At 62.9% G+C, this 24,172-nt stretch carries 26 protein-coding genes; 19 read left to right on the top strand and 7 right to left on the bottom strand.

Features of this window, described 5'->3' with window-relative positions; translation table 11 throughout:
* Positions 1-7 precede the first annotated feature (7 nt).
* The gene (locus tag ACYG97_RS09375) at positions 8-469 is read left to right on the top strand and encodes a type II toxin-antitoxin system RatA family toxin (protein ID WP_023734032.1); all 462 of its coding nucleotides are present in this window, start codon (positions 8-10) and stop codon (positions 467-469) included.
* On the opposite strand, the gene ACYG97_RS09370 is transcribed toward ACYG97_RS09375, so the two are convergent.
* Together ACYG97_RS09370 and ACYG97_RS09365 are read right to left on the bottom strand one after the other, a co-directional pair.
* A complete protein-coding gene (locus tag ACYG97_RS09370) occupies positions 445-954 on the bottom strand; it encodes a CinA family protein (protein ID WP_023734031.1) in 510 nt (169 codons plus the stop codon). The genes ACYG97_RS09375 and ACYG97_RS09370 overlap by 25 nt on opposite strands.
* On the bottom strand, positions 951-2,174 hold the full coding sequence (locus ACYG97_RS09365; protein WP_023682550.1) for a bifunctional 2-C-methyl-D-erythritol 4-phosphate cytidylyltransferase/2-C-methyl-D-erythritol 2,4-cyclodiphosphate synthase: 1,224 nt from the start codon (positions 2,172-2,174) through the stop codon (positions 951-953). The genes ACYG97_RS09370 and ACYG97_RS09365 overlap by 4 nt, the downstream gene beginning before the upstream one ends.
* Positions 2,175-2,313: 139 nt before the next feature.
* On the opposite strand from ACYG97_RS09365, the gene dusB reads away from it, so the two are divergent.
* From dusB to hflX, 8 genes are all read left to right on the top strand, one after another.
* Entirely contained in the window at positions 2,314-3,336 is a 1,023-nt protein-coding gene (gene dusB / locus ACYG97_RS09360; protein WP_023734030.1) for a tRNA dihydrouridine synthase DusB, read from the top strand.
* A complete protein-coding gene (locus ACYG97_RS09355) occupies positions 3,333-4,478 on the top strand; it encodes a two-component system sensor histidine kinase NtrB (RefSeq protein WP_023706549.1) in 1,146 nt (381 codons plus the stop codon). Before dusB ends, ACYG97_RS09355 begins: the two co-directional genes overlap by 4 nt.
* Positions 4,475-5,932 (top strand): nitrogen regulation protein NR(I), encoded by a 1,458-nt coding sequence (gene ntrC, locus ACYG97_RS09350; protein WP_023668927.1) that lies wholly within the window; start codon positions 4,475-4,477, stop codon positions 5,930-5,932. The genes ACYG97_RS09355 and ntrC overlap by 4 nt, the downstream gene beginning before the upstream one ends.
* 144 nt (positions 5,933-6,076) lie before the next feature.
* Positions 6,077-8,365 (top strand): sensor histidine kinase NtrY-like, encoded by a 2,289-nt coding sequence (locus ACYG97_RS09345; RefSeq protein ID WP_023668928.1) that lies wholly within the window; start codon positions 6,077-6,079, stop codon positions 8,363-8,365.
* Positions 8,355-9,716, top strand: coding sequence for a nitrogen assimilation response regulator NtrX (gene ntrX, locus ACYG97_RS09340; RefSeq protein WP_023668929.1), 1,362 nt, complete (start codon positions 8,355-8,357; stop codon positions 9,714-9,716). The genes ACYG97_RS09345 and ntrX overlap by 11 nt, the downstream gene beginning before the upstream one ends.
* 102 nt (positions 9,717-9,818) lie before the next feature.
* The gene (locus ACYG97_RS09335; protein WP_023734029.1) at positions 9,819-10,679 is read left to right on the top strand and encodes a D-amino-acid transaminase; all 861 of its coding nucleotides are present in this window, start codon (positions 9,819-9,821) and stop codon (positions 10,677-10,679) included.
* Positions 10,680-10,824: 145 nt separating this feature from the next.
* On the top strand, positions 10,825-11,070 hold the full coding sequence (gene hfq / locus ACYG97_RS09330; RefSeq protein ID WP_006202172.1) for an RNA chaperone Hfq: 246 nt from the start codon (positions 10,825-10,827) through the stop codon (positions 11,068-11,070).
* Positions 11,071-12,462: a GTPase HflX gene (gene hflX, locus ACYG97_RS09325; protein ID WP_023734028.1), complete on the top strand. Its 1,392-nt coding sequence runs from the start codon at positions 11,071-11,073 to the stop codon at positions 12,460-12,462.
* 6 nt (positions 12,463-12,468) lie between these two features.
* Here hflX and mazG read toward each other — a convergent pair whose 3' ends face one another.
* From mazG to ACYG97_RS09310, 3 genes are all read right to left on the bottom strand, one after another.
* Positions 12,469-13,293 carry a nucleoside triphosphate pyrophosphohydrolase gene (gene mazG / locus ACYG97_RS09320; protein ID WP_023734027.1) on the bottom strand — a complete coding sequence of 275 codons (825 nt, stop codon included), beginning with the start codon at positions 13,291-13,293 and terminating at the stop codon, positions 12,469-12,471.
* 76 nt (positions 13,294-13,369) lie between these two features.
* On the bottom strand, positions 13,370-14,554 hold the full coding sequence (locus tag ACYG97_RS09315; protein WP_023734026.1) for an amino acid aminotransferase: 1,185 nt from the start codon (positions 14,552-14,554) through the stop codon (positions 13,370-13,372).
* 129 nt (positions 14,555-14,683) lie between these two features.
* Positions 14,684-15,121, bottom strand: coding sequence for a DUF3592 domain-containing protein (locus tag ACYG97_RS09310; RefSeq protein ID WP_023706554.1), 438 nt, complete (start codon positions 15,119-15,121; stop codon positions 14,684-14,686).
* A 175-nt stretch (positions 15,122-15,296) separates the two neighbouring features.
* On the opposite strand from ACYG97_RS09310, the gene ACYG97_RS09305 reads away from it, so the two are divergent.
* From ACYG97_RS09305 to ACYG97_RS09265, 9 genes are all read left to right on the top strand, one after another.
* Positions 15,297-15,830 (top strand): sigma-70 family RNA polymerase sigma factor, encoded by a 534-nt coding sequence (locus tag ACYG97_RS09305; protein ID WP_023668935.1) that lies wholly within the window; start codon positions 15,297-15,299, stop codon positions 15,828-15,830.
* Complete coding sequence (locus ACYG97_RS09300; protein WP_023691287.1) at positions 15,827-16,603, top strand: anti-sigma factor family protein; 777 nt, start codon at positions 15,827-15,829, stop codon at positions 16,601-16,603. The genes ACYG97_RS09305 and ACYG97_RS09300 overlap by 4 nt, the downstream gene beginning before the upstream one ends.
* Positions 16,604-16,659: 56 nt before the next feature.
* A complete protein-coding gene (locus ACYG97_RS09295) occupies positions 16,660-17,376 on the top strand; it encodes a Bax inhibitor-1/YccA family protein (RefSeq protein ID WP_023668937.1) in 717 nt (238 codons plus the stop codon).
* 175 nt (positions 17,377-17,551) lie between these two features.
* On the top strand, positions 17,552-18,433 hold the full coding sequence (locus tag ACYG97_RS09290; protein ID WP_023734025.1) for an aldose 1-epimerase family protein: 882 nt from the start codon (positions 17,552-17,554) through the stop codon (positions 18,431-18,433).
* Complete coding sequence (locus tag ACYG97_RS09285; protein WP_245260828.1) at positions 18,430-19,233, top strand: pyrroline-5-carboxylate reductase; 804 nt, start codon at positions 18,430-18,432, stop codon at positions 19,231-19,233. The genes ACYG97_RS09290 and ACYG97_RS09285 overlap by 4 nt, the downstream gene beginning before the upstream one ends.
* Before the next feature lie 107 nt (positions 19,234-19,340).
* Positions 19,341-20,120 carry a DUF2066 domain-containing protein gene (locus ACYG97_RS09280; protein WP_245260834.1) on the top strand — a complete coding sequence of 260 codons (780 nt, stop codon included), beginning with the start codon at positions 19,341-19,343 and terminating at the stop codon, positions 20,118-20,120.
* 52 nt (positions 20,121-20,172) lie between these two features.
* A complete protein-coding gene (locus ACYG97_RS09275) occupies positions 20,173-21,093 on the top strand; it encodes an alpha/beta fold hydrolase (protein WP_245260832.1) in 921 nt (306 codons plus the stop codon).
* Positions 21,094-21,137: 44 nt separating this feature from the next.
* Positions 21,138-21,287 carry a hypothetical protein gene (locus tag ACYG97_RS09270; protein WP_023696109.1) on the top strand — a complete coding sequence of 50 codons (150 nt, stop codon included), beginning with the start codon at positions 21,138-21,140 and terminating at the stop codon, positions 21,285-21,287.
* A complete protein-coding gene (locus ACYG97_RS09265) occupies positions 21,284-21,613 on the top strand; it encodes a hypothetical protein (RefSeq protein ID WP_023734022.1) in 330 nt (109 codons plus the stop codon). Before ACYG97_RS09270 ends, ACYG97_RS09265 begins: the two co-directional genes overlap by 4 nt.
* Before the next feature lie 76 nt (positions 21,614-21,689).
* Here ACYG97_RS09265 and ACYG97_RS09260 read toward each other — a convergent pair whose 3' ends face one another.
* Positions 21,690-21,902, bottom strand: a complete 213-nt coding sequence (locus tag ACYG97_RS09260) for a hypothetical protein (protein WP_156937202.1) — start codon at positions 21,900-21,902, stop codon at positions 21,690-21,692.
* A gap of 674 nt (positions 21,903-22,576) precedes the next feature.
* Between ACYG97_RS09260 and ACYG97_RS09255 the strand changes: the two genes are divergently transcribed.
* Entirely contained in the window at positions 22,577-23,338 is a 762-nt protein-coding gene (locus tag ACYG97_RS09255; protein ID WP_023734019.1) for a GNAT family N-acetyltransferase, read from the top strand.
* Between the two features lie 23 nt (positions 23,339-23,361).
* Here the strand turns inward: ACYG97_RS09255 and ACYG97_RS09250 are convergent, their stop codons facing one another.
* The gene (locus tag ACYG97_RS09250) at positions 23,362-24,171 is read right to left on the bottom strand and encodes an MBL fold metallo-hydrolase (protein WP_023682541.1); all 810 of its coding nucleotides are present in this window, start codon (positions 24,169-24,171) and stop codon (positions 23,362-23,364) included.
* Between the last annotated feature and the right edge of the window lies 1 nt (position 24,172).

Raw genomic sequence — 24,172 nt, 5'->3', positions numbered from 1 at the left:
TGCTTCAATGCCGAAATTCGAAGCCACACGCCGCGTTGCCCACACGCCGGAGCAGATGTTTGCGCTGGTCGCCGATATCGAGACCTATCCTGAATTTCTGCCGCTGTGCGAGGCGCTGACGGTGCGCTCTAGCAAGGAGCGTGATCGCCGCACCATTCTCCTCGCCGATATGAGCATCGGCTACAAGGCGATCCGCGAGACCTTTACGACGCAGGTGCTGCTGAAGTCGGACGAGAACACAATCGACGTCAAATACATCGATGGGCCGTTCAAATATCTCAGCAATATCTGGCGCTTCGAGCCGGCCGACGGCGGCGGCTGCAACGTCCGCTTCTTCATCGACTACGAGTTCAAGAGCCGTATCCTCGGCGTGTTGATGGGCACCATGTTCGATCGCGCCTTCCGCATGTTTTCCGAAGCCTTCGAAAAACGTGCGGACGTCATCTACGGAACGACGCCCATCCCATGAGTGTCGCCGAGCGCGCGCATGCCGATCTCCAGCGCATGCTTGACGGTCTCACGGCGGATGAAGTCGCGGCCATTGTCGGCAAACATATTGAGCTCGGCAGCCACCGGCCCACCTCTTAGGGCAACTCCGAACCAGACGAGGCCGACCGGTTTTTCCGGCGAGCCGCCGCCTGGGCCGGCAATGCCGGTGACGGCAAGCGCCAGCCCGGCGCGCGAGCGCGCCAGAGCGCCCTCCGCCATCTCCAGAACCGTTTCGCGCGAGACGGCGCCATGCGCCTCGAGTGTGGCGGGCGAGACGCCGAGCATCTCCATCTTTGCTTCATCGGAATAGGTGATGAGGCCGCGATCGACGACAGCGGACGAGCCGGCAATGTCGGTCAGTGCCGAGATGATCATGCCGCCGGTGCAGCTCTCGGCCGTCGCCAGCATGATGCCGCGCTGCTGGCAGACCTGGAGCAGGGCGTTGGCAAGATCGCTGTTGTTCATGCGGGAACCTCCCCGGGGAAGACGACACTGGCTGTGGCGATGGCGGCGATGCCTTCCTCGCGGCCGACAAAGCCGAGTTTTTCGTTGGTAGTCGCCTTGATGGAGATGCGATCGCTGGAAATGCCCAGCATCGCCGACAACGCGTTGGTCATGGCCTCGCGATGCGGGCCGACGCGCGGAGCCTCGCAGATCAGCGTGATGTCGGCATTGGCGATGCGGCCGCCGCGTTCGCGCACCAACCTGGCCGCATGCTCGACGAAGATCTTCGACGCCGCGCCCTTCCATTGCGGATCGGAAGGCGGGAAATGCGTGCCGATGTCGCCGGCGCCGCAAGTGGCGAGCAGCGCATCGGTCAGCGCGTGCAGGCCGACATCGGCATCCGAATGTCCCGAAAGCTTCTTGCCGTGCGGAATGGCGACGCCGCACAGAGTGACATGGTCGCCTGCCTCGAAGGCGTGCACGTCATAGCCATTGCCGGTGCGAATGTCTGGAAAACGCTCGCCAGTAAGCCGCTGATCCGCCATCGCAATATCCCTTGCCCAGGTCAGTTTGACGTTGTCCGGCGACCCCTGAACGATTTTCACCGGAATATGCGCCCATTCGGCGATCGCGGCATCGTCGGTGAAATCCGTCTTGCCGAGATGATGGGCTTTTTCGTGCGCGGCGAGCAACGGCCAGAACGGAAAGCCTTGCGGCGTCTGCGCGGCATGAAGGCCGGCCCTTGGCACCGTCTCCTCGATCATGCCGGTGGCCGACTCGCGCTTCAGCGTATCGGCGACGGGCAAAGCGGGCAGCGCGCCCTGGCGCTCGCCAATGGCGGCGATGATACGGTCGATCAGGGCCGTGTCGACAAACGGCCGCACCGCGTCATGGACAAGGACACGGCCGGGCGTACGTTCCCTCAGCGCCAGCAGGCCGAGCCGGACCGAGGCCTGGCGCGACTCGCCACCGACCACGGCGGTAACCCGCTCGGCATACACGCCGGCTGCCTTGTCGAAAAGCGCGTGGTCATCGGCATGGATCGCGACGACGACGGGACCAATTTCGGGATGCGCCAGGAAAGTCTCCAGCGTGCGCGCGATAACGGCACGGCCGCCGATGCGCTGATATTGCTTCGGCCCGTCGGCCTGTCCGGCACGCGCGCCGCGGCCGGCTGCAACGATGACCACGCCGACCTTGTCGGTCGTCGCCTCGGCCGGTTTTTCGCTTGCGTCTGTCATGCCGAGAGGCTTAGTCGCGGCTTATGGCGAAGGCCAGCATTTTCCCAAATGCGCCGCAATGTGACGTCATTGCGCGTTGCACAATGCCTTTCTTATGGCTAGAGAATGTGCAGCAATCCGATATGCTTGGTTTTTGTGCATGCCTGAAGTGACAAAATTGGCTTCGCCGCTCGACATTGGCGGCGTGACGATCCGCAACCGCGTCTTCCTCGCGCCCATGTCGGGAATAACGGACGAGCCGTTCCGGCAGCGCACCTACGCGCATGGCGCGGGCCTGGTCGTGTCGGAAATGGTGGCGAGCGGCGAGCTTGCCAAGGGCAGGGCCGGCTGCGACCTGCGCATCCGTCATTCCGGGCTGCCCGTCCATATGGTCCAGCTTGCCGGCCGCGAGGCCGAGCACATGGCCGAGGGCGCGCGCATCGCTGCCGGCGAGGGCGCCGACATCATCGACATCAATATGGGCTGCCCGGCCAAGAAGGTGACCGGCGGCTATGCCGGCTCGGCGCTGATGCGCGATCTCGACCACGCGCTGTCGCTGATCGAAGCGGTGATCGGCGCGGTCCAGGTGCCGGTCACGGTCAAGATGCGGCTCGGCTGGGACGACAATGCGCTCAATGCACCCGTCTTGGCGCGCCGCGCCGAAGAGGCCGGTGTTAAAATGGTGACCGTGCATGGGCGCACGCGCTGCCAGTTTTATCAAGGCAAGGCCGATTGGGGCGCCATCGCCCGCATCAAGGACGTCGTCTCGATCCCGGTCGTCGCCAATGGCGATGTGGGCTCGCCCGCGGAGGCCGCCGAAATCATTGAACAGTCGGGCGCCGACGCGGTGATGATCGGCCGCGCGCATTATGGCGCGCCATGGACGGCGGGCCACATCGCGGCAACGGCTGCGGGCGACGCGCCCTCCGGCGTGCCGGAAAGCCCGCAAGCCATGGCGGACTACATCGTTTCCCACTACGAAGACATGCTGACGCTTTACGGCGTCGAAAGCGGCTTGCGCCAGGCGCGCAAGCATCTCGGCTGGTATCTCGACCGCCACTCTGCTGGCGTTTCCGATGAGCGGCGGAAAGCCATCCTCACCTCTTTCGAACCCGCCCGCGTCATTGCCTTGCTGCATGAGGTGTTTTCCGGCGAAGCCACGCCCTTGCGGAGCGCCGCATGAACGCCACCGTCACACCGAGCTCCGACATGGCGGATGCCGCCAGTATCGTGCTGAACACCATCCGCCGTCCGGTCATCATGGTCGATCCGGACGGGTTCATCACCTACGCCAATGCCGATGCGGAAGACTTCTTCCGTTCAAGTGCCAACATGCTTGCCCGCAACACACTGTCCAAGCTGATCCCGTTCGGCAGCCCGTTGCTGCAGCTGGTCGATCAGGTGCGCGAGCGCCGTGCGCCGGTCAACGAATACCGTGTCGACGTGTCGTCGCCGCGTCTCGGCATCGAGAAGGTCGTCGATCTCTATGTCGCGCCGGTGCCGGAATTCCCAGGCTCGATCGTGGTGATGTTCCAGGAACGCTCGATGGCCGACAAGATCGACCGCCAGATGACACACAGGGGTGCCGCGCGTTCGGTCACCGGCCTTGCCGCCATGCTGGCACATGAGATCAAGAACCCGCTGTCCGGCATACGTGGCGCCGCACAGCTGCTCGAACTCTCGGCGTCCGACGAGGATCGCGCGCTGACCCGCCTCATCACCGACGAGACCGATCGTATCGTCTCCCTGGTCGACCGCATGGAAGTGTTTTCCGACGAGCGGCCGATTGACCGCTATCCTGTCAACATCCATGTCGTTCTGGACCATGTGAAGGCAATCGCGAAGAACGGTTTTGCCAAGCGAATCAGGATATTGGAGGACTATGATCCATCATTGCCTCCGGTTTTCGCCAACCGCGACCAACTGATCCAGGTGTTTCTCAACCTGGTCAAGAATGCTGCCGAGGCGATCGGCGGCGACCCGCAGGGCGAGATCGTGCTGTCGACCGCGTTCAGGCCGGGCATCCGCGTTTCCGTTCCCGGAACCCAGGACCGCGTGTCGCTACCGCTTGAATTCTGCGTGCGCGACAATGGGTCCGGCGTTTCGGAAGACATTCTGCCGATCCTGTTCGATCCGTTCATCACCACCAAGCCGAACGGCTCGGGGCTCGGCCTGGCGCTGGTGGCGAAAATCGTCGGCGAGCATGGCGGCATCATCGAATGCGATTCGACGCCGCGCGGCACCACCTTCCGAATCCTGATGCCGGCCTGGAAAGAAACACCCATCGACACTGCCGATGATGAAGGCGAAGGAGACCGCAAATGACGGTTCGCGGCAATATTCTCGTCGCCGACGACGATGCGGCCATCCGCACCGTGCTCAATCAGGCGCTGTCGCGCGTCGGCCATGAGGTGCGCGTGACCTCCAACGCCTCGACGCTGTGGCGCTGGGTGGCGGCGGGCGAGGGCGATCTGGTGATCACCGACGTTGTCATGCCGGACGAGAACGCCTTCGACATGCTGCCCCGCATCAAGAAGGCCCGGCCGGAGCTGCCGGTCATCGTGATGAGCGCGCAAAACACTTTCATGACGGCGATTCGTGCTTCCGAAACAGGTGCTTATGAATATCTGCCGAAGCCGTTCGACCTGACCGAGCTGCTCAACATCGTCAATCGTGCGCTGTCAGAGCCGCGCCGACCGAAGATCGATACGCGACCGGAAGAACAGCCTGACGCCATGCCGCTGGTCGGCCGCTCGGCCGCCATGCAGGACATCTACCGCATGCTGGCGCGCATGATGCAGACCGATCTGACGGTGATGATCTCGGGCGAGTCCGGCACCGGCAAGGAATTGGTGGCGCGCGCGCTGCACGAATATGGCCGCCGCCGAGGCGGTCCGTTCGTCGCCATCAACATGGCGGCAATCCCGCGCGACCTCATCGAATCGGAACTGTTCGGTCATGAGAAGGGTGCCTTCACCGGCGCACAGAACCGCTCGACCGGCCGCTTCGAGCAGGCCGAGGGCGGCACGCTGTTCCTCGACGAGATCGGCGACATGCCGATGGAGGCGCAGACGCGGCTGCTGCGCGTGCTGCAGCAGGGCGAATACACAACGGTCGGCGGGCGCACCCCGATCAAGACCGATGTGCGCATCGTCGCCGCCACCAACAAGGATCTGCGCACGCTGATCAACCAGGGGCTTTTCCGCGAAGATCTGTTCTATCGCCTGAACGTCGTGCCGCTTCGGCTGCCGGGTTTGCGTGAGAGGTCGGAAGACATTCCCGATCTGGTGCGGCATTTCTTCAAGATCGGCGCCAGCGAAGGCTTGCAGACCAAGCGCATTTCGACCGGCGGCATCGAATTGATGAAGCGCTATCCGTGGCCGGGAAACGTGCGCGAGCTGGAAAACCTGGTGCGCCGGCTTGCGGCGCTCTATTCGCAGGACGAAATATCAGCCGAGATCATCGAGGCCGAACTGAAGACAGGCGAAAGGCCGGTCATTCCCGGCGGCGGCAATTTGATCCCGGACGATCTGTCCATCGGCCAGGCGGTGGAGCACTTCCTGCAGCGCTATTTCGCCTCTTTTGCCGGTGATTTGCCGCCGGCAGGTCTCTATCAACGCATCTTGTCGGAGGTCGAATATCCGCTGGTCCTTGCCTCGATGACGGCAACCCGCGGCAACCAGATCAAGGCCGCCGAACTGCTGGGCCTCAACCGCAACACGTTGCGCAAGAAGATTCGCGAGCTGGGTGTCAACGTGTACAAATCGTCGAGATCATGAGCGCCTGCTGCCCGAAGTGACGCGAGGTCATCCCCTTTTCAGGGGATCGGCGGCCGAAAGATTTCCGTCACGGCCACACTTGTTGCATAATCGCCACAATGCGTTGCATACATCCAACGCAATCACTGGCTCTTAGACGGCGACATGGCTTCGCAAGCTCTCACATCAAACGAACCGCTTTTCAGCAGACCCGGCCAGAGGGATGGACGGCGGCTGCTTGCGTTGCCTGGCGTTGTGGCAATTGCCGGCGCGCTGGTTACGGCGGCAATCTCGTTTGCGATTCTTGTCGGCGCCACGCCGATCACGCCAGACGCAAACACAACGCTGACGCTGATTGCGGCCAATGCCTTATTTGTGCTGGCGCTGATTGCTCTGGTCGGCCGCGAGGTGCATCGCATCACCATGGCGCGCCGGCACGGCAAGGCGGCGTCACGGCTGCATGTGCGCATCGTGACGATGTTTGCGCTGGTCGCGGCCATCCCCGCCATCATGGTGGCCATCATTGCCTCGATCACGCTCGATATCGGCCTCGACCGCTGGTTCGAAATCCGCACCAAGGCGATCGTCAACTCGTCGCTGTCGATCGCCGACGCCTATGTGCAGGAAAACGCTCGTAATCTTCAGGGCACGACGCTGTCGATGGCCTATGATCTAGACGCCTCGCGCACGCTTTACGGCCTCGATCGAACCGGCTTTCTCGACCTGATGAACAAGGAAGCCGTGGGCAGGAGCCTGGTGCATGCGGCGCTGGTCAGGGAAGACGGCTCCTTTGTCATGAGCGCGAAGACCGATGCGGATTTCTCTATGCCGCCACCGCCGGAGGGCGCGGTCAGCGCCGCGGCCGACGGCAAACCGGTGCTGATCGAGCCGAAGACGCGCAACATCATGGGCGCCATCATCAAGCTGCGGGAGATCGAAGGCCTCTACCTCTACACCAATCGCCTGGTCGACCCCGAAGTGATCAAGGCGAGGGCGATCGTCCAGTCCAACACCGCCGAATATCGCGGCCTGGAAGACAACAGGCGGACGTCGCAGGTGGCGTTCGCGCTGCCCTATCTGTCACTGACGCTGATCATCATCCTGTCGGCCATCTGGACCGGCATAGCGGTGGCCGACCGTCTGGTGCGGCCCATCCGTCAACTCATCGGCGCGGCTGACGAGGTTGCGACCGGCAATCTCGATGTCGCCGTTCCGGTACGGCCTTCCGACGGCGATGTCGCCTCGCTTGGCGATACGTTCAACAAGATGCTGCTGGAGCTTAAATCGCAGCGCAACGAGATCCTGTCGGCCAAGGATTTGATCGACGAACGGCGTCGTTTCTCGGAAGCGGTGCTGGCCGGCGTCACCGCCGGCGTCATCGGCGTCGATCCCTACGGCATCGTCTCCATCGTCAACAAATCGGCCGAAACGATGCTGGCCATATCGGCCACGGCGGCGCTGGGGCAGAACCTGTCCGCCGTGCTACCGCATGTCGGGCGTGTCTTCGAGATCGGCCGCAAATCCGGCAAGCCGGTCTATCGCGAGCAGGTCACCTTCTATCGCACCGGCGCCGAGCGTACCTTCAACGTGCAGATCACCATCGAGGCCGGCGACGACGGCGAGGAGGAGAAATCCTACGTCGTGACTGTCGACGACATCACCGATCTGGTCCAGGCACAGCGCTCGTCGGCCTGGGCGGATGTGGCGCGGCGTATCGCACATGAAATCAAGAACCCGCTGACGCCGATCCAGCTCTCGGCCGAGCGCATCAAGCGACGCTTCGGCAAGGTCATCACCGAGGACCGCGAGATTTTCGACCAGTGCACCGACACGATCATCCGGCAGGTCGAGGATATCGGCCGCATGGTCGACGAGTTCTCGGCTTTCGCCCGCATGCCCAAGCCCGAGATGAAAGCCATCGATCTGCGTGAATCGCTGCGCGAGGCGTCGTTCCTGGTCGAAGTCAGCCGCGCCGACATTGCTTTCGAACGCGTGTTCGGCAACGAACCGCTCAAGGGCACGTTCGATAGCCGATTGATGGCGCAGGCTTTCGGCAACGTCATCAAGAACGCGGCCGAGGCGATTGACGGGCTGGAACAAAAGGACGGTTCGCACGGCATAATCCGGATTCAAGCTGCCCGGCAGAATGGCGCGATCAGAATCGACGTCATCGACAATGGCAAAGGCTTGCCGCGCGAGAACCGCCAAAGGCTGCTCGAGCCCTACATGACGACGCGCGAGAAGGGCACCGGGCTCGGTCTCGCCATCGTCAAGAAGATCGTGGAGGACCATGGCGGGCGGCTCGAATTGCACGATGCGCCCGCGGATTTCCACGGTGGACGCGGCGCGATGATCTCGATCATCCTGCCGCCAGCTGCCGCAACCGCGCCGCCACGCGGTCAAGGCGAAACGGAACACGAACGAGAAACTGAAAAGGTCGGTAATGGCGTCTGATATTCTCATCGTCGATGACGAGGAAGACATCCGTGAACTCGTCGCGGGCATATTGAGCGACGAAGGGCATGAAACCCGCACGGCATTCGATGCCGACAGCGCGCTCGCGGCAATCGCCGACCGGGCGCCGCGGCTGATTTTCCTCGACATCTGGTTGCAGGGCTCGCGCCTGGACGGGCTGGCGCTGCTCGACGAGATCAAGACGATGCATCCGAGCCTGCCGGTGGTGATGATCTCCGGCCACGGCAATATCGAGACAGCGGTGTCGGCCATCCGCCGCGGCGCCTATGATTTCATCGAGAAGCCGTTCAAGGCCGACAGGCTGATCCTGATCGCCGAGCGGGCGCTCGAAACCTCGAAATTGCGGCGCGAGGTGTCCGACCTCAAGCAGCGCAGCGGCGAAACCTTCGACCTGATCGGCATGTCGTCGGCGATGAGCCAGCTGCGCCAGACCATCGAGCGCGTGGCGCCGACCAACAGCCGCGTCATGATCATCGGTCCGTCCGGCTCGGGCAAGGAGCTCGCCGCGCGCGCCATCCACACGCTGTCGACGCGCAAGGGCGCGCCGTTCGTGACGCTGAGCGCGGCCAACATCACGCCCGAGCGCATGGAGATCGAGCTGTTCGGTACCGAATCGAACGGCACCGAGCGCAAGGTCGGCGCGCTTGAAGAGGCGCACCGCGGCATTCTCTACATCGACGAAGTGGCCGACATGCCGCGCGAGACGCAGAACAAGATTTTGCGCGTGCTGGTCGAACAGCAGTTCGAGCGGGTCGGCGGCACCAAGCGGGTCAAGGTCGACGTCCGCATCATCTCCTCGACCTCGCAGAACCTGGAGGCGATGATCGCCGACGGCCGTTTTCGCGAAGACCTCTATCACCGCCTGGCGGTGGTTCCGGTCATGGTGCCGGGCCTGGCCGAGCGGCGAGAGGACATTCCCTATCTCGTCGACAATTTCATGAAGCAGATCGCTCGCCAGGCCGGCATCAAGCCGCGCCGCATCGGCGACGATGCGCTTGCCGTGCTGCAGGCGCACAACTGGCCGGGCAATGTCCGCCAGCTGCGCAACAATGTCGAACGGCTGATGATCCTGGCGCGTGGCGACGATATCGATGCGCCGATCACCGCCGACCTGTTGCCGTCGGAGATCGGCGATGTCATGCCGCGCACGCCGAACCAGTCCGACCAGCACATCATGGCGCTGCCGCTGCGCGAGGCGCGCGAACAGTTCGAGAAGGACTATCTGATCGCCCAGATCAACCGTTTCGGCGGCAACATCTCGAAGACGGCCGAATTCATTGGCATGGAGCGCTCGGCGCTGCACCGGAAACTGAAGTCGCTGGGGGTCTGACCCCCGTTGTTGTTGGTCCAGCGGGCTGTGGCCCATTCAATTGCCGGTTACGGCAGCGGCGGAATCGCATAGAAAAACCGGGACTTTTCTGAGGGATCACCCATGCCGCGCATTGCCTATGTGAACGGGCGCTATGTCGCCCACGCCGACGCTGCCGTGCATATCGAGGATCGCGGCTATCAATTCGCCGACGGCGTCTACGAGGTCTGCGAGGTGGCGCAGGGCTTTATCGTCGACATGCCGCGCCATCTTGCCCGGCTGAGCCGCTCCCTTAGCGAATTGTCGATCGACTGGCCGGTCACCAAGGGTGTGCTGCCGCTTCTTCTGCGCGAAATCGTCCGGCGCAACCACGTCGTCAACGGCCTGGTCTATGTCCAGGTTACGCGCGGTGTTGCCAGCCGCGACTTCGTTTTCCCCGCCGATACACCGTCATCGCTGGTGATTACGGCCAGAAAGGCCGACCCGGCGGCGGCCGCCAAGCGAGCCGAGGCGGGCATCAAGGTCATCACCGTGCCGGAAAACCGTTGGGACCGGGTCGACATCAAGAGCACCGGCCTGCTGCCCAACGTACTGGCCAAGCAGAAGGCCAAGGAGGCCGGCGCCCAGGAGGCCTGGTTCGTCGACACCGATGGCAACGTCAAGGAGGGCGGCTCGTCCAACGCCTGGATCGTTACAAGGGACGGCGTTCTGGTCACCCGGCCGGCGGAGCATGGCATCCTGCGCGGCATCACCCGCACGACCATGTTCGAAGTGGCGGCAAAGCTCGGGTTGACGATCGAGGAGCGCGGTTTTTCAGTCACTGAAGCCAAGGCTGCGCGAGAAGCTTTCATCAGTTCGGCAACGACAATCGCCATGCCGGTCGTGGCAATCGACGGTGCCGTGGTCGCCAATGGGCACCCCGGTTCGATAACACTTTCATTGCGGCAAGCCTTTTTTGACGTTGCGGAAAAAAGTCCAGCCTGATAACCGCACAGACGGACTGCACATCAATATATCTCGTTCTGCTTGTCGTTACTGACGGCAAGGGGGTGTTTGCAAGCTTGACATGTGCCCGCTAATTTGGCGCATTAGCCTGCAAACCGAAGGGGATCGGCGAAAGACAAGAACAATGGCGGAACGATCGCAAAACCTTCAGGACCTGTTCCTGAATTCTGTTCGCAAGAGCAAAAATCCACTCACCATCTTTCTCATCAACGGCGTCAAGCTGACCGGCGTGGTCACTTCCTTCGACAATTTTTGTGTTCTGCTGCGCCGTGACGGCCACTCCCAGCTCGTCTACAAGCATGCCATTTCCACGATCATGCCGAGCCAGCCGGTTCAGATGTTCGATGGCGAGGAAAGCCAGGGCGCCTGATTGGCACGTGAAAAAGACGCGGACCGCGGCGTCCGCGGGAAACCAGCACATAATTCCGGGACGGAAGCCACAGGTCCGACCCGGGCGGTTGTCATTGTGCCGGTGCTTACCCGGCATCAGCGCAACGATGACGAAACGAACCGTCCACGGCTGACGCGTTCGGCGGATGCGCGCCACGACGAAGCGGTCGGCCTTGCCCGCGCCATCAACCTGGATCTGATCCACACGGCGGTGGTCACCGTCAACGATCCACGCCCGGCAACCTTGCTCGGCAGCGGCAAGGTCGCGGAATTCGCCGAGATCGTCAAAGAGGGTCACGCGGAAGTGGTCATCGTCGACCATCCGCTGACGCCGGTGCAGCAGCGCAATCTCGAAAAAGAAATGAATGCCAAGGTGCTCGACCGCACCGGATTGATCCTGGAGATTTTTGGCGAGCGCGCGCGGACCAAGGAGGGCACGCTGCAGGTCGAACTTGCCCATCTCAACTACCAGAAGGGCCGCCTGGTGCGGAGCTGGACCCACCTTGAACGCCAGCGCGGCGGAGCCGGCTTCCTCGGCGGCCCCGGCGAAACCCAGATCGAGTCGGACCGGCGGCAGCTGCAGGAAAAAATCATCAAGCTCAAGCATGAGCTGGAAACGGTGCGCCGCACCCGCGACCTGCACCGCGCCAAGCGCAAGAAGGTGCCGTTCCCGGTGGTGGCGATTGTCGGCTACACCAATGCCGGAAAGTCGACGCTGTTCAACCGGCTGACCGGGGCCCACGTGCTGGCCGAAGACATGCTGTTTGCAACGCTCGACCCGACGCTGCGCCGCGTGCGCTTGCCGCACGGCACGCCGATCATCCTGTCGGACACAGTCGGCTTCATTTCGGACCTGCCGACGCATCTGGTCGCCGCCTTCCGCGCCACGCTGGAAGAGGTCGTCGAGGCCGATCTGGTCATCCACCTGCGCGATATTTCGGATCCGGATACCGCAGCGCAAGCCGAGGACGTCGAGCGCATTCTCGCCGATCTCGGCGTCGATGCCGGCGATGCCAAGCGCGTCGTCGAAGTGTGGAACAAGGTCGACCTTCTCGACGACGGCAACCGGGAGCGCCTGCTCGCCGACGGCACTGACGCCAACAAGGCGCCGCCGATCGCCATCTCGGCGGTCACCGGCGAAGGCATCGATGCGCTGAAGGCGCTGATCGAGACCAGGATGTCGGGCGAACTCGAGGAATTGACGGTGACGATCGAACCGCCGCAGTTCGGCCTTGTCGACTGGCTATACCGCAATGGCGACGTCGTTTCGCGGGTAGACAATGAGGATGGCAGCGCGACCATCGCACTCAAGGCCACGCACACCGCCCGGCAAGAGATCGAAAGCCGATTGCACCGCAAAAACAGGCAGTAAGCCTGATTATTTCACGCCCTTGGCCTCCTGCCAGAGCACTTCCATCTCGTCCAGCGTGGCTTTTTCGAGCGTGCTTCCCGATGCATCGATCGCGCGCTCGACATAGTGGAAGCGCGAGCGGAACTTTTCGTTGGTGCCGCTAAGCGCCGCTTCCGAATCGAGCTTGAGGTGACGCCCCAGATTGACGACGGCAAACAGCATGTCGCCGAATTCGTCCTTGATCTCAGCCGTTTCGCCCTTAGCCAGCGCCTCGCGCAGCTCGCCGATCTCTTCCTCGATCTTGTCGAGGATGGGTGCTGCCTCGCTCCAGTCGAAACCGACACGCGCTGCCTTTTCCTGCAGCTTCAGCGCACGAGTCAAAGCGGGCAGGGCGACGGGCACGCTGTCCAGGAAACCCTTGCCATGGTCTTCGGGGTCGAGGCCGCGGGCGAGGCGCGCACTTCGCTTTTCGGCTTTTTCCTCAGCCTTGATCTTTTCCCACATGCCCTTTGCCATGCCGGCGCTGCGCGCCTTCTCGTCGCCGAAGACATGCGGATGGCGCCGGATCATCTTGGTGGTGATGGCCTCGACCACATCACCGAAGGCAAAATCGCCGGCTTCCTCAGCCATCTGCGCGTGGTAGACGACCTGCAGCAGGAGATCGCCGAGTTCGTCGCGCAGATCGTCGAGATCGCCGCGCGCAATGGCGTCGGCCACCTCATAGGCTTCCTCGATCGTATAGGGCGCGATGGTCGAGAAATCCTGCTCGATGTCCCAGGGACAACCGGTCTTCGGCGCCCTGAGCGCCGCCATGATCTCGATCAGCCGGGAAATGTCGCGCGAAGGTTTCATGCGGCGAATGCTATCCCGCTGCCTGTCGTGCGGCCAACGGCGTCAGCCGGAGAGGGGAGATTGTCCACAGCGAGCTTCAGCCGAGTACCGACACAACCGCCTTGGCGAGGTCATCCATGCCGTCCTCGGGCAGGCCGGCGACGTTGATGCGGCTGTCGCCGACCATGTAGACGCCATACTCGGCACGCAGCCGCTCGACTTGCGCCTCGGTCAGGCCAAGCCTGGAAAACATGCCGCGATGGCTGGCGATGAAGTCGAAGCGGTCGGAGTTGGACTGCCGGCGCAGCGCGTCGGCGAACTGGACCCGCAGCCTCAGCATGCGCAGCCGCATCTCCTCCAGCTCCGCCTCCCAGTCGGCGCGAAGGCCATCATCTTCCAGCACCATGCGCACGGCGGCGGCGCCGTGGTCCGGCGGCATCGAATACATGGCGCGCGCCGCCGCCAGCATCTGGCTCATCGCGACATCGGCTTGCGCGCTATCCTTCGCCAGGATCATCGCCGCGCCGACGCGGTCGCGGTAGACGGCAAAGTTCTTCGAGCAGCTCGAGGCAACGACCATTTCAGGCACCTTGCCCGCGAGAAGGCGCAAGCCGGCCGCATCGGCGTCCAGGCCTTCGCCAAAGCCCTGATAGGCAATGTCGACAAAGGGCAACAGCCCGCGCTCGACGACAAGATCGGTGACGCTGGCCCATTGCGCGATATCGAGATTGGCGCCGGTCGGGTTATGGCAGCAGCCATGCAGCAGCACGATATCGCCGGGCTCGGCTGCGCCAAGCGTTGCCAGCATCTCGTGGAAGCGCACCGCGCCGGAAACGGCATCGAAATAGGGATAATCGCGCACCTTGAGGCCGGCCCCGCGCATCACCGGCGGGTGGTTCGGCCATGTCGGGTCCGACAGCCAGACGGTTGCGTCGGGGCGGGTCCGCTTCAACAGCTCCGCCACCAGCCGCAGCGCGCCGGAACCGCCAGGCGCTTGCGCGGCGCGGATGCGCGTCATGTCGGCAGCGGGGCCGAAGGCCAGCTTGACCATCGCCGTGTTGAAGCCGGTGTCGCCGGCAAGGCCGAGATAGGTCTTGGTGTCCTGGTCCTGCAGCAACCGCTTCTCGGCCTCGCGCAGGGCGCGCATGACCGGCGTCCTGCCGTCGCGGTCCTTGTAGACGCCGACGCCGAGATCGATCTTGCCGGGGCGCGGATCGGCGCGATAGAGGCCGATCAAGGCGATGATCTTGTCGGCCGGGGCAGGTTGCAGGGTCTCGAACATCAATACGGCTCCAATGGCGGCGGAGTAATACGCAAAGCGGCCGCGTTTCGCCAGTGCTTCCATCTGCGCCAGTCCGCTAGCGTACTGGACCGTTACGCCAAGCTTTGTCTGTACGGCAGGGGTCGGCGGCTATGGCGACGGGTTCATTCCAATCCGCCGGATAAGCACCCGTCCAATCACGGCGAGACCGATGCCGGTCAGCAGGGAGAAACCGCCGAGCATGCCGGCCAGCCCGGCAAGGAACCAGCGTCCGGCGAAGCTGTCGACGGAGGCATTTTGCGGATTGGTTGGGTCGTAAGCGACAGGGACGCTGTCGCCATCACCCCAGAACGAGCTGTGGACGGCATTGTTGAAGCGGATGACGGTGCCGTCGGCGGTCGAGAACTCGATGCGGGGATTGTATTCGGCGGCGACAATCCTGCCTGTCGCCGAAGCGGTACGAGGGCCGTACATCTCGACGATGGCCAGCACGCCGGAAGCGATCAGTCCGACAATGCCAAAGATGATGAACACCCTGCCGACGATCGGCAACGCTGCAAAACCCGTTACACGACTACCATTGGCCATCTTTTGCTCCTGGGACAGACGGATAAGGCTAGACTTCATCCATAAAGCAAACATCTGCCGCACGGGAGATGGGTAAGTGCGCAGCGGACTTCTGATTGCATGATGCCTATTGTGGCGACGCAAAAAAGTTTTGGTGGCGATGGATTAAGATCCCCGCCTGTTTCGTAAACGGGGCATGAAACGGTCGATGCCACGCTTCGATATTGTCGGACAGCTGGGTTCGCTCAGGCGCTACGCACGCTCGCTGACGCGCGACGGCACTGACGCCGAGGATCTGGTGCACGATGCGCTGGTGCGCGCCTACGAGCGGCGCGACACATTCCGCTCGGGCGGCAATCTGCGGGCATGGTTGCTGTCGATCGTCCACAACGCTTTCATCGACAAGATGCGCTCGCGCCGGTCGGAATCAGCGCGTGTCGAGCAGGCCGGCTATCTCACCGATGCCAGCACGCCGGCGCCGCAGGAACATTCCGTGCGACTGGCGCAGGTGCGCGAGGCCTTTTTCAGTCTGCCGGAGGAGCAGCGTTCGGCGCTGCATCTGGTCGCCATCGAGGGCCTTTCCTACCAGCAGGCCGCCGACGCCAGCGGGGTGCCGCTGGGCACGCTGATGTCGCGTATCGGCAGGGCGCGCGCAGCACTGCGCGAGATGGAAAACGCTGCACCTTCGCCGGCCAAAAGCCATCTGAGGATCGTGGGAGACCCGTCATGACCGACCTGTTGCGGGACCCGGTGACCGATACCGATCTCGACGCCTATGTCGACGACCAGCTGGATGTCGCGCGCCGCATCGAGGTCGAGGCGTTCCTGTCGGCTCGTCCGGAGGCTGCGGCGCGGGTGATGTCCGACTTGAGGACGCGCGACGAACTGCGCCTGGCGCTGGCTGCTTCCACAGGCATGGCGCGGCCGGCGACGACTGAAGTCGCGCGCCGGCTGGGCAGGGGGCTGGCCAGTCGCCGCGTCTTCGCCGTGCTGCAGCGGGCGGCCGCGGTCGCCATCTTTGTCGCTGCCGGCTGGCTGGCGAACGGCCTCTTCGGGCCGCTGCTGGTGACCAAGGTCGTGGCTTCGCCGCCGCCGCCCGCCTATGTCGAAGAAGCGATCCGGGCGCACAAGACGACGCTCATGCGCGAGGCGATGCCCTCGCAGCTGGAGGCGCCCAACTACAATGGCGACGAAATCCGCGCCGCCACCGCAATCGTCATGCCATCGCTGCCCAAGGACTGGAAGGTCCGCGACGTCCAGATCTATCCGTCGCGCTTCGGGCCGAGCGTCGAGGTGGCGCTGGAGACGAAGGATATGGGGCTGGTCTCGCTGTTTGCGATCCGGCCCGGAACCTTCGACGTGGTCAAGCCTGCCATCGCGCCCTCCGGCGACATCTCCTCTGCCTATTTCCAGATCGGCGAGGTCGCGTACGCGGTCGTCGCGCGCAGCGATGTCCACGACCTCGACCGCACCGCCGAGACGCTTGCCAAGACACTTTACTGATCAGGACACTTTACTGATCAAGACGCTTTACTGAGACCACATAAGGAGAACCCGCAATGAATACCCCTGACCTCGGATACCGCATGGGCACTGGCGCGCGCGCCGGCGCCGTCTATGACGAGGGCCTGCGCAGCCACATGCTGCGCGTCTATAACTACATGGGCATCGGCCTCGTCGTCACCGGCATCGTTGCCATGGTGGTGTCCTCGACGCCGGCCCTCTACGTGCCGATCTTTTCCAGCCCGCTGAAATGGGTGGTGATGCTGGCGCCGCTCGCCTTCGTGCTGTTGTTTTCGTTCAAGATGCAGACGATGTCGGCGGCGAGCGCCCAGTTGATGTTCTGGGCCTTCTGCGCGGTGATGGGCCTGTCGCTGGCTTCGGTGTTCCTGGTCTTCACCGGCACCAGCATCGCGCGCACCTTCTTCATCACCGCCACCATGTTCGGCGCCACCAGCCTCTACGGCTACACGACCAAGCGCGACCTGACCCAGTTCTCGTCGTTCCTGATCATGGGTCTGATCGGCGTGGTGATCGCCAGCGTCGTCAACATCTTCCTCGGCTCGACCGCGCTGCAGTTCGCCATTTCGGTGATCGGCATCGCGGTGTTCGTTGGCCTGACCGCCTGGGACACGCAGACGATCAAGGAACAGTATGCTGAGAATTTCGACGCGGAATCGCAGCAGAAGCTCGCCGTCTTCGGCGCGCTGTCGCTCTACCTGAACTTCGTCAACATCTTCCAGCTGCTGCTGAACTTCACCGGCGAACGCGAATAGTCGAACCGTAGCAGGGCAACAATCTCGATCTCGCAGTGGCCGGAGGAGAATCTCCGGCCACTGTCGTTTTTGCCGTCGAGACATCGCTCCTCTATCAGCGCGATGTCGCTGCGCCCTTGAGTCCATGCGGGCTTTTGCTAACCTGCCGCTCGCACGCAGCTTTCCGCGAGAACGCATGGAACAAGTGACGCTTCACGGCGACGGCATTTCGGCGACCATTGTCGGGCAGGGGGCCGAGCTCGTCTCCTTGCGCAATGCCGAGGGTCTGGAGTTTTTGTGGCAGGCCGGGCCGGAATGGCGGCGGCATTCGCCAGTGCTGTTTCCGATCGTCGGCCGGCTGAAGGGCGACCAGCTCCGCCATGGGGGCCAGGTCTATCCCCTGACGCAGCACGGATTTGCCCGCGACAAGCCGTTTGTGTGGGCTGCTGAGACGAGTCCCCGATCCTGCTCGCTGGTGTTGACCGACGATGCCGATACACGCACGCGCTATCCGTTCGCCTTTCGCCTTGCCATCACCTACACGCTCGAGCGTCGCGAACTTGGTGTGAGCTTCGAGATTGCCAACACCGGCGACGAGACGCTGCCAGCCTCCATCGGTGCACATCCGGCTTTCAATTGGCCATTGCAGCCGGGGCTCGCCAAGACAGACTACCACCTGACCTTTGCCCAGAACGAGCCGGCGCCGATCCGCCGGCTGAAGGATGGCCTGGTGGTGGCTGCACCACAGCCGACGCCCATCGAAGGCAAAACGCTGGCGCTTTCCGAACAGCTGTTCGAGGCAGACGCCGTGATCCTCGACCGGCCGGCCAGCACCAGCGTGCGCTATGCCGCCGCGAACGGTGCGGCGATCGAGATGTCGTGGCAGGGTTTTAAGGAATTGGGCATCTGGTCGAAGCCGGGCGGCGCTCCGTTCCTGTGTATCGAACCCTGGCACGGGCTTGCCAGCCCCGTGGATTTCGATGGCGAGTTCGCGGACAAGCCGGGCGTGATGCTGATCGCGCCCGGTGAAAAGCGCGTGCTGAGCTATCAGGTACGGCTCGAGCATGCGCCGCTGTGACCGATGAACCAGAGACAGGCGCGATGAAACTTGGCTTCATCGGCACGGGTGCCCTTACAGCGGCCATTGTCAGCGGGCTCAAATCCGTCGCGGATAACTCCGTCTCCGTGCTGCTGTCGCCGCGCAATGAAGAGATCGCCGCAGAGCTGGCAGCCCGTTATCCGGATGTGTGTATCGCTGATGACAATCAGGCGGTTCTCGATCAATGCGACCTAGTCATGCTGGCTGTCCGGCCGCAAATTGCGCATGACGTCCTGCCGGGTTTGCGGTTTCGGCGCGAGCATCACCTCATCAGCTTGATCGCCACGCTGCCGCGCGAGGAGATTGCCGGCTTGACCGCACCCGCGCACCAGGTGACGAAAGCGCTGCCCATGCCGATGATTGCCCACCGGCTGGGGGCAACGATCATCTGCCCGCCGGATGCCACTGTCGCTGCCTTGTTCGGCAGTCTGGGGAAAGTGATCGAGGTCGAGAACCCAGCCGAATTCAATGCGCTGAGCGTGGTCACCGCGACCTATGCAAGCTACTTCAGATATCTCGATACGATCAACAGCTGGCTCAAGAAGAATGGCGTCGAGGAAGGAAAGGGGCGCGACTACATCGCCTCGCTTTTCAAAGCCTTGGGAAGCGCTCCTGATATGTCGCCGGATGCCGACTTCATGCATCTGGCGCAGGACTATGCGACGCGCGGCGGCATCAACGAACAGGTTCTTCGCGAACTCACGGCGCGAAACGTCTTCGAGGCGCTCACCGAGAGCCTGGACGGCGTACACCGGCGCATCGTCGGCGATACGCCTTGATGGGCGGCACCTTGAAATTCCCTGATGATCAGGAGTATGGCTCCAACGGATGTTCCGGACCGTTTCGGGAGGGTCGGCGGGTGCCTGGATGCTTGAAATTGGGCTTTGTGGCAGCGGCGCTGGCTGTGCTGATTGTCTTTCCGGTCGCTGCCGCCGACATCGACCGCGCCGCCAGCCTCTACCGCGCGCAATCGGTGACCAGCGGCACTGGCGAGGAGAACCGGGCGTGGGGCCTGGCGCCGTGCCTTGAAGAGGTGCTGGTCAAGGTTTCCGGCGACCCGCGGCTGATCGGCGACCCGCGTGTTGCGGACATGAGCCGGCACGCGGCCGACTATGTCACTGGTGTCGGCTACCGCGACCTGCTCAACAACCGCCCGCCGCATGACGAGCAGGGCACCCACGACCGGCCGCATTACATCACCGCCGATTTCGACCCGGACAAGATCGATGCCTTGCTGGCGTCGCTCGGGCGCAAACCGTGGGCGGTGCCGCGGCCAAAAATCGTCGCACTGCTGGATGTAAGGCCGATGAAAGGCGACGGCTTCACGCTGGTGCGCGATGGCGGCGGCGAGCTTGCGGCGGATATGCGCGTTGCGCTGGCGGACGCGGCGCACCGGACCGGTTTGCCGCTGGAGTTGCCTCGGCCGTCCGACGTCGCGCTCGCCGACGTGGCCAACACGCTGGATGGGGACGCCCTGCTTGCCGGCACTTTGGTATGGCGCCAGGAAGCGCTGGGCTGGGTCGGCGACTGGCGGCTCAGCTTCAAGGATAAGGAGTATCGCTGGCAGGTACGTGGCGTCAGTTTCGACGATGCGTTCCGCAACGCCACGCGCGGAACGCTGCAGATCCTGTCGGGCAATGGAGAGCCGGAAGCCGTCACGCCCTGACTTCAAGGGAACCTTCTTGCCGGAGCGCCGTAAACAAAGTGGCGGGCAAGCTTTGAGCAAGGAGGTAGAATTGCAACATCGCCGGATCGACGTTGACGGAAACAGCATCTTCTATCGCGAAGACGGCCCGCCTGATGCTCCCGTCCTCCTGCTGCCGCACGGCTATCCGTGCTCGTCCTATCAATTCCGAAGGTTGATGCCGGCACTTGCCGATCGCTGGCATACATTCGCGCCGGACTTTCCCGGCTTTGGCTACAGCGGCACGCCCGAAATGTCGGACTTTGGCTATGATTTCGATGCCTATGCCGGGTTTCTGACAGCTTTCGCCGATGCGCTCGGCACGTCGCGCTATGCGCTCTGGCTGCACGATTATGGCTCTCAGATCGGACTGCGCCACGCCATCGCACATCCCGAGCGCATCGCCGCACTCATTATCCAGAACGGCGATATATACCAGGATGTTCTCGGGCCGAAATACGCTGGGATAAAAGCCTATTGGAAGGAAAAGACGCCCGAAAAGCACCGGCCGTTGGAAGAGGCGGTGAGCGAGGAGGGGTTCCGGCACGAGTTTGTCGGAGAGGTGGATTACGCTGTAGCCGAGCGCGTGCCTCCCGATCTTTGGAAACTCCACTGGCCTTTGATGGACACGCCGATCCGCCGGCGGCTCGCGGTCGGCCTGATGGAGAAGCTGGAGGCGAACCTCGGCTGGTTCCCGCGCTATCAGAGCTATCTGCGCGAGCACCAACCGCAGACGCTCATTGTCTGGGGCCCCGAGGATGGTTACATGCCGGCACAATCGGCGCATGCCTACCACCGCGATTTGCCGGAAGCAGAACTTCATCTCATCGGCGGCGCCGGCCACTGGCTGCTCGAAACCCATTTCGATGAGGCGCTTCCGCTGGTGCGCGATTTTCTGGCGCGCGTCCACAGCCAGGAAGCGAAAGGGACGGGCCGGGCGGCCGGCCGGGCGTAGACCCCTCCGTTGCGGCCACCCGATCAATCTGCAACCATGGCGTCATGATGGAGAAGTCTGCCGCGCCCTGGCCTCTGCTGCAAATCGCGATCGAGCCGAAGTCGCGGGCCGATCAGGAGAAGCTGCTTGTCACTTCGTCCAAGCTCGCGCCTGACGACCGCGACCCGTCCGCTGCCATGGCCATGGCCAGATGACGTCGCCAAAATTCTCCTCGCGGGCAGGGTTCCTTGTCGGCCTCGGCGTCACGCCGGTCGCCTTTTTCCTGGCGCTCTATTCGGCCGGGGCCGGGCATGGCGACTATGTGCTGGCGCGACTTCTCTATCCGGTCCCCATGCTGGCAACGCTTTTGACCAACACAACGATCACCAGCCTTTCCATCGGATTGGCTGCGCTGCAGTTTCCTGCCTATGGGGCATTTGTTGCGGGCGCCGGCGGCTCCAGATGGCTGGCCCTTGGCGTCTTCCATCTTGTTGCAATCGCAGCAGCCTTCAGCGGCCTCCAGGAAAGCTTCTCGGGATGACGCTCCTGTTCGTTATCCTGGTGCCAGCCCGTCGAGCAGGAAGTCGAGGCCTTTGCGAAAGGCGCCATCCCAATCGCTAAGGGGAGAGGGGGGAATCGACCTGAAGCAGCCGCTCGTTAATGGGGCGATCATCCCATACCTGCACCTCGATGAACTTGTCATACTTCATCGTTGGATCGGTCTTCCAGCGCTCACCGGGCATCCCAAAATTCGGCCACGACGGCTTCGATCTCACCAAGAGTAAACACTTGCCCGTGGTATCGCTTTCGTTGGGGGCGAAGATCGTCACGCGTCGCGATCGGAAGACTTGCCATGCTGTCCGGATAGGTGAAAGTGAGCGTCTCCGGTGGGAACTCTCGCAGTCGCATAACGAGTGAGCTTGGCCGTGACGGGTCTTTGCCGTCGGCAAAGTCGCCAAGAAAGAAATAGACCGGACGCTCTAGCTTCGTGGGCCCAAGCAGTCGGCGCCGTTCTCGAATGAGCCATTCCTCCGTTAATCGTCGCCTCTCCAAGTAGTTTGCTTTGATAGCGCGCAGCCCAGACGCTCTGATCTCGTCAAGAACCCGTTCTGCCTGCTCTTCGGACAGCTCGCAAATATTTCTGCACGGTCCTCGACGGGGATCGTAGTTGTGAGTGATGACCTCGGGGAACGATTCCATTCGGGGAAGCTATACGAACCGCGCGTCAGCAGGCCAGATTGGATGCCCCTGAGGGTACCCGTTGGGACGTTGTCGGCAAATCATGCGTTGTATCGCAACCATGGGATGGTGACCGCCCAGTGAGCCGCCGGCCTGCATCTCAGTCAGCAGGGCGTATATTGGCACGCCGCTAATGGAAGCAGCAGCCACATATGAAAGTCGCATAAGATAGATTATGGAACTTGTGCATCAGGCTGCAGCTGGGAAAGGACGCGGACTTTCATAGGGCTTGGCATGAGCCGTTGGCCAACGCTACGCTGTGTCGATGACGACAGGAAAGCGTGACATCGAAGCGGCGATCGAAGTGTTCGTGCACGGCTTCAGTACCGACAAGAGCCGCACCTTTCCATACGAAGCCAGCCGCGTCGGACCCTTGTGGCTGATGCGCGATGCCGAGCGCAAGAATGCACGCGACTACCGTGGCGAAGAATGGATCGTCCATGACGTCGCCGCCGAGGAAGCCGATGCCATCGTGCGGCAGCATGCGCGGCCAAGCTTTGCCGTTTCGGTCGTGATCGCGAATGACGGCCCGGACGAACCGACGCGAACTGCCTACAAGGCGCTCGGCTACCGGCTGCTGCGGACGGAAGGCTTTTTCGTCCAGTCGCTGCGCCAAATTCCAGACCCGCCAGCAATCGTCTCTATCGAACGCGTGAGGACGGCTGAACGCGCTGCACAACTGGGAAAGGTCATACGCAGGCGGCCACTTCCAGACGATCAACTCGGCGACGATGCGCCGTTTCGCCAGTATGTGGCGCTCCATGGCGACGCCATCGTCGGGCGTGTGCGCAGCATAGACGCCGTCGGCGCCACATGGTGCTCGGCAATGTTTGTCGAGCCTTCGCAGCGGCGTCGAGGCATCGGCCAGGCGCTGATGGCCAAAATGCTGCATGACGACAAAGCGCATGGGTCGCGGTGCTCGATGCTGTTGGCGACGCGTGCCGGAGCGCTGCTTTATCCCCGCATGGGCTATGAGCGGATTGGAACGCTGCTGATCTTCGCGCCGAAGAACCGAACGTCCTTATAAAGATCTGCTCGTATCATGCTTTCTCATAAAGGAATTTCGATCACCATGCCGTCATAGGCCGGAGTGACGTTGGCCGGCACCTCGGCCTTCACCGTGGCATAGTCGAGCGGCACATGCATATGCGTCAGCACGGCCTGTTTCGGCGCCAGTTTTTCAATCCAGCCAAGCGCCTGACCGAGCGACAGATGACTGGGATGGGTATGGTACTGCAAGGCATCGATGACCAGCATTTCCAGGCCGCGCAGCCGCTCGGCGGTGGTATCCGGGAAGTCGCTTATATCGGGGCAGTAGGCCAGCCCGCCGATGCGGAAGCCGAGCGAAATGATGTCGCCATGGATCTGCGGCAGCGGCTCGAGGGTGAGGGCACCGCCCTCGCCTTCGATCGTCACCGCCCTTGCGTGATCGATGATGTGCGGCCTGACGATCGGCGGATAGGAACTGCCAAGCGGCGTCTCGAAGCAATAGCCGAACGCTTCGCGCAGCCTGAGCATGGTCGGCTGGTCGGCATGGACATCGATCAAATGGCGCTGCTCCAGCACGTAGCCGCGCAGATCGTCGATGCCGTGGATGTGGTCGGCGTGCGGATGCGTATAGACGACGGCGTCGATGCGCCGGACGGCCGCCATCAGCATCTGCTCACGGAAATCAGGCCCGGTGTCGATGACGACCGTGGTTCTGGCGCCGTTGGCTGCTATCCGCTCGACGAGCGCGGCTGAGCGTGTACGCCGGTTTTTCGGATTGGCCGGGTCGCAATTGCCCCAATCGCCGGTGATGCGCGGCGTGCCAGGTGACGAGCCGCAGCCGAGGATGGTGAGGCGCAGCCGGTCGCTCATG

Source organism: Mesorhizobium sp. W067, assembly GCF_054719525.1.
This window is presented reverse-complemented; position numbering and strand designations above follow the sequence as displayed.

Excerpts from the sequence above, each read along its gene's own strand:
- ACYG97_RS09375 (WP_023734032.1), top strand. The coding sequence starts at position 8 with ATGCCGAAATTCGAAGCCACACGCCGCGTTGCCCACACGCCGGAGCAG.
- ACYG97_RS09370 (WP_023734031.1), bottom strand. The coding sequence starts at position 954 with ATGAACAACAGCGATCTTGCCAACGCCCTGCTCCAGGTCTGCCAGCAG.
- ACYG97_RS09365 (WP_023682550.1), bottom strand. The coding sequence starts at position 2,174 with ATGACAGACGCAAGCGAAAAACCGGCCGAGGCGACGACCGACAAGGTC.
- dusB (WP_023734030.1), top strand. The coding sequence starts at position 2,314 with ATGCCTGAAGTGACAAAATTGGCTTCGCCGCTCGACATTGGCGGCGTG.
- ACYG97_RS09355 (WP_023706549.1), top strand. The coding sequence starts at position 3,333 with ATGAACGCCACCGTCACACCGAGCTCCGACATGGCGGATGCCGCCAGT.
- ntrC (WP_023668927.1), top strand. The coding sequence starts at position 4,475 with ATGACGGTTCGCGGCAATATTCTCGTCGCCGACGACGATGCGGCCATC.
- ACYG97_RS09345 (WP_023668928.1), top strand. The coding sequence starts at position 6,077 with ATGGCTTCGCAAGCTCTCACATCAAACGAACCGCTTTTCAGCAGACCC.
- ntrX (WP_023668929.1), top strand. The coding sequence starts at position 8,355 with ATGGCGTCTGATATTCTCATCGTCGATGACGAGGAAGACATCCGTGAA.
- ACYG97_RS09335 (WP_023734029.1), top strand. The coding sequence starts at position 9,819 with ATGCCGCGCATTGCCTATGTGAACGGGCGCTATGTCGCCCACGCCGAC.
- hfq (WP_006202172.1), top strand. The coding sequence starts at position 10,825 with ATGGCGGAACGATCGCAAAACCTTCAGGACCTGTTCCTGAATTCTGTT.
- mazG (WP_023734027.1), bottom strand. The coding sequence starts at position 13,293 with ATGAAACCTTCGCGCGACATTTCCCGGCTGATCGAGATCATGGCGGCG.
- ACYG97_RS09315 (WP_023734026.1), bottom strand. The coding sequence starts at position 14,554 with ATGTTCGAGACCCTGCAACCTGCCCCGGCCGACAAGATCATCGCCTTG.
- ACYG97_RS09310 (WP_023706554.1), bottom strand. The coding sequence starts at position 15,121 with ATGGCCAATGGTAGTCGTGTAACGGGTTTTGCAGCGTTGCCGATCGTC.
- ACYG97_RS09305 (WP_023668935.1), top strand. The coding sequence starts at position 15,297 with ATGAAACGGTCGATGCCACGCTTCGATATTGTCGGACAGCTGGGTTCG.
- ACYG97_RS09300 (WP_023691287.1), top strand. The coding sequence starts at position 15,827 with ATGACCGACCTGTTGCGGGACCCGGTGACCGATACCGATCTCGACGCC.
- ACYG97_RS09295 (WP_023668937.1), top strand. The coding sequence starts at position 16,660 with ATGAATACCCCTGACCTCGGATACCGCATGGGCACTGGCGCGCGCGCC.
- ACYG97_RS09290 (WP_023734025.1), top strand. The coding sequence starts at position 17,552 with ATGGAACAAGTGACGCTTCACGGCGACGGCATTTCGGCGACCATTGTC.
- ACYG97_RS09270 (WP_023696109.1), top strand. The coding sequence starts at position 21,138 with ATGATGGAGAAGTCTGCCGCGCCCTGGCCTCTGCTGCAAATCGCGATC.
- ACYG97_RS09265 (WP_023734022.1), top strand. The coding sequence starts at position 21,284 with ATGACGTCGCCAAAATTCTCCTCGCGGGCAGGGTTCCTTGTCGGCCTC.
- ACYG97_RS09255 (WP_023734019.1), top strand. The coding sequence starts at position 22,577 with ATGACGACAGGAAAGCGTGACATCGAAGCGGCGATCGAAGTGTTCGTG.
- ACYG97_RS09250 (WP_023682541.1), bottom strand. The coding sequence starts at position 24,171 with ATGAGCGACCGGCTGCGCCTCACCATCCTCGGCTGCGGCTCGTCACCT.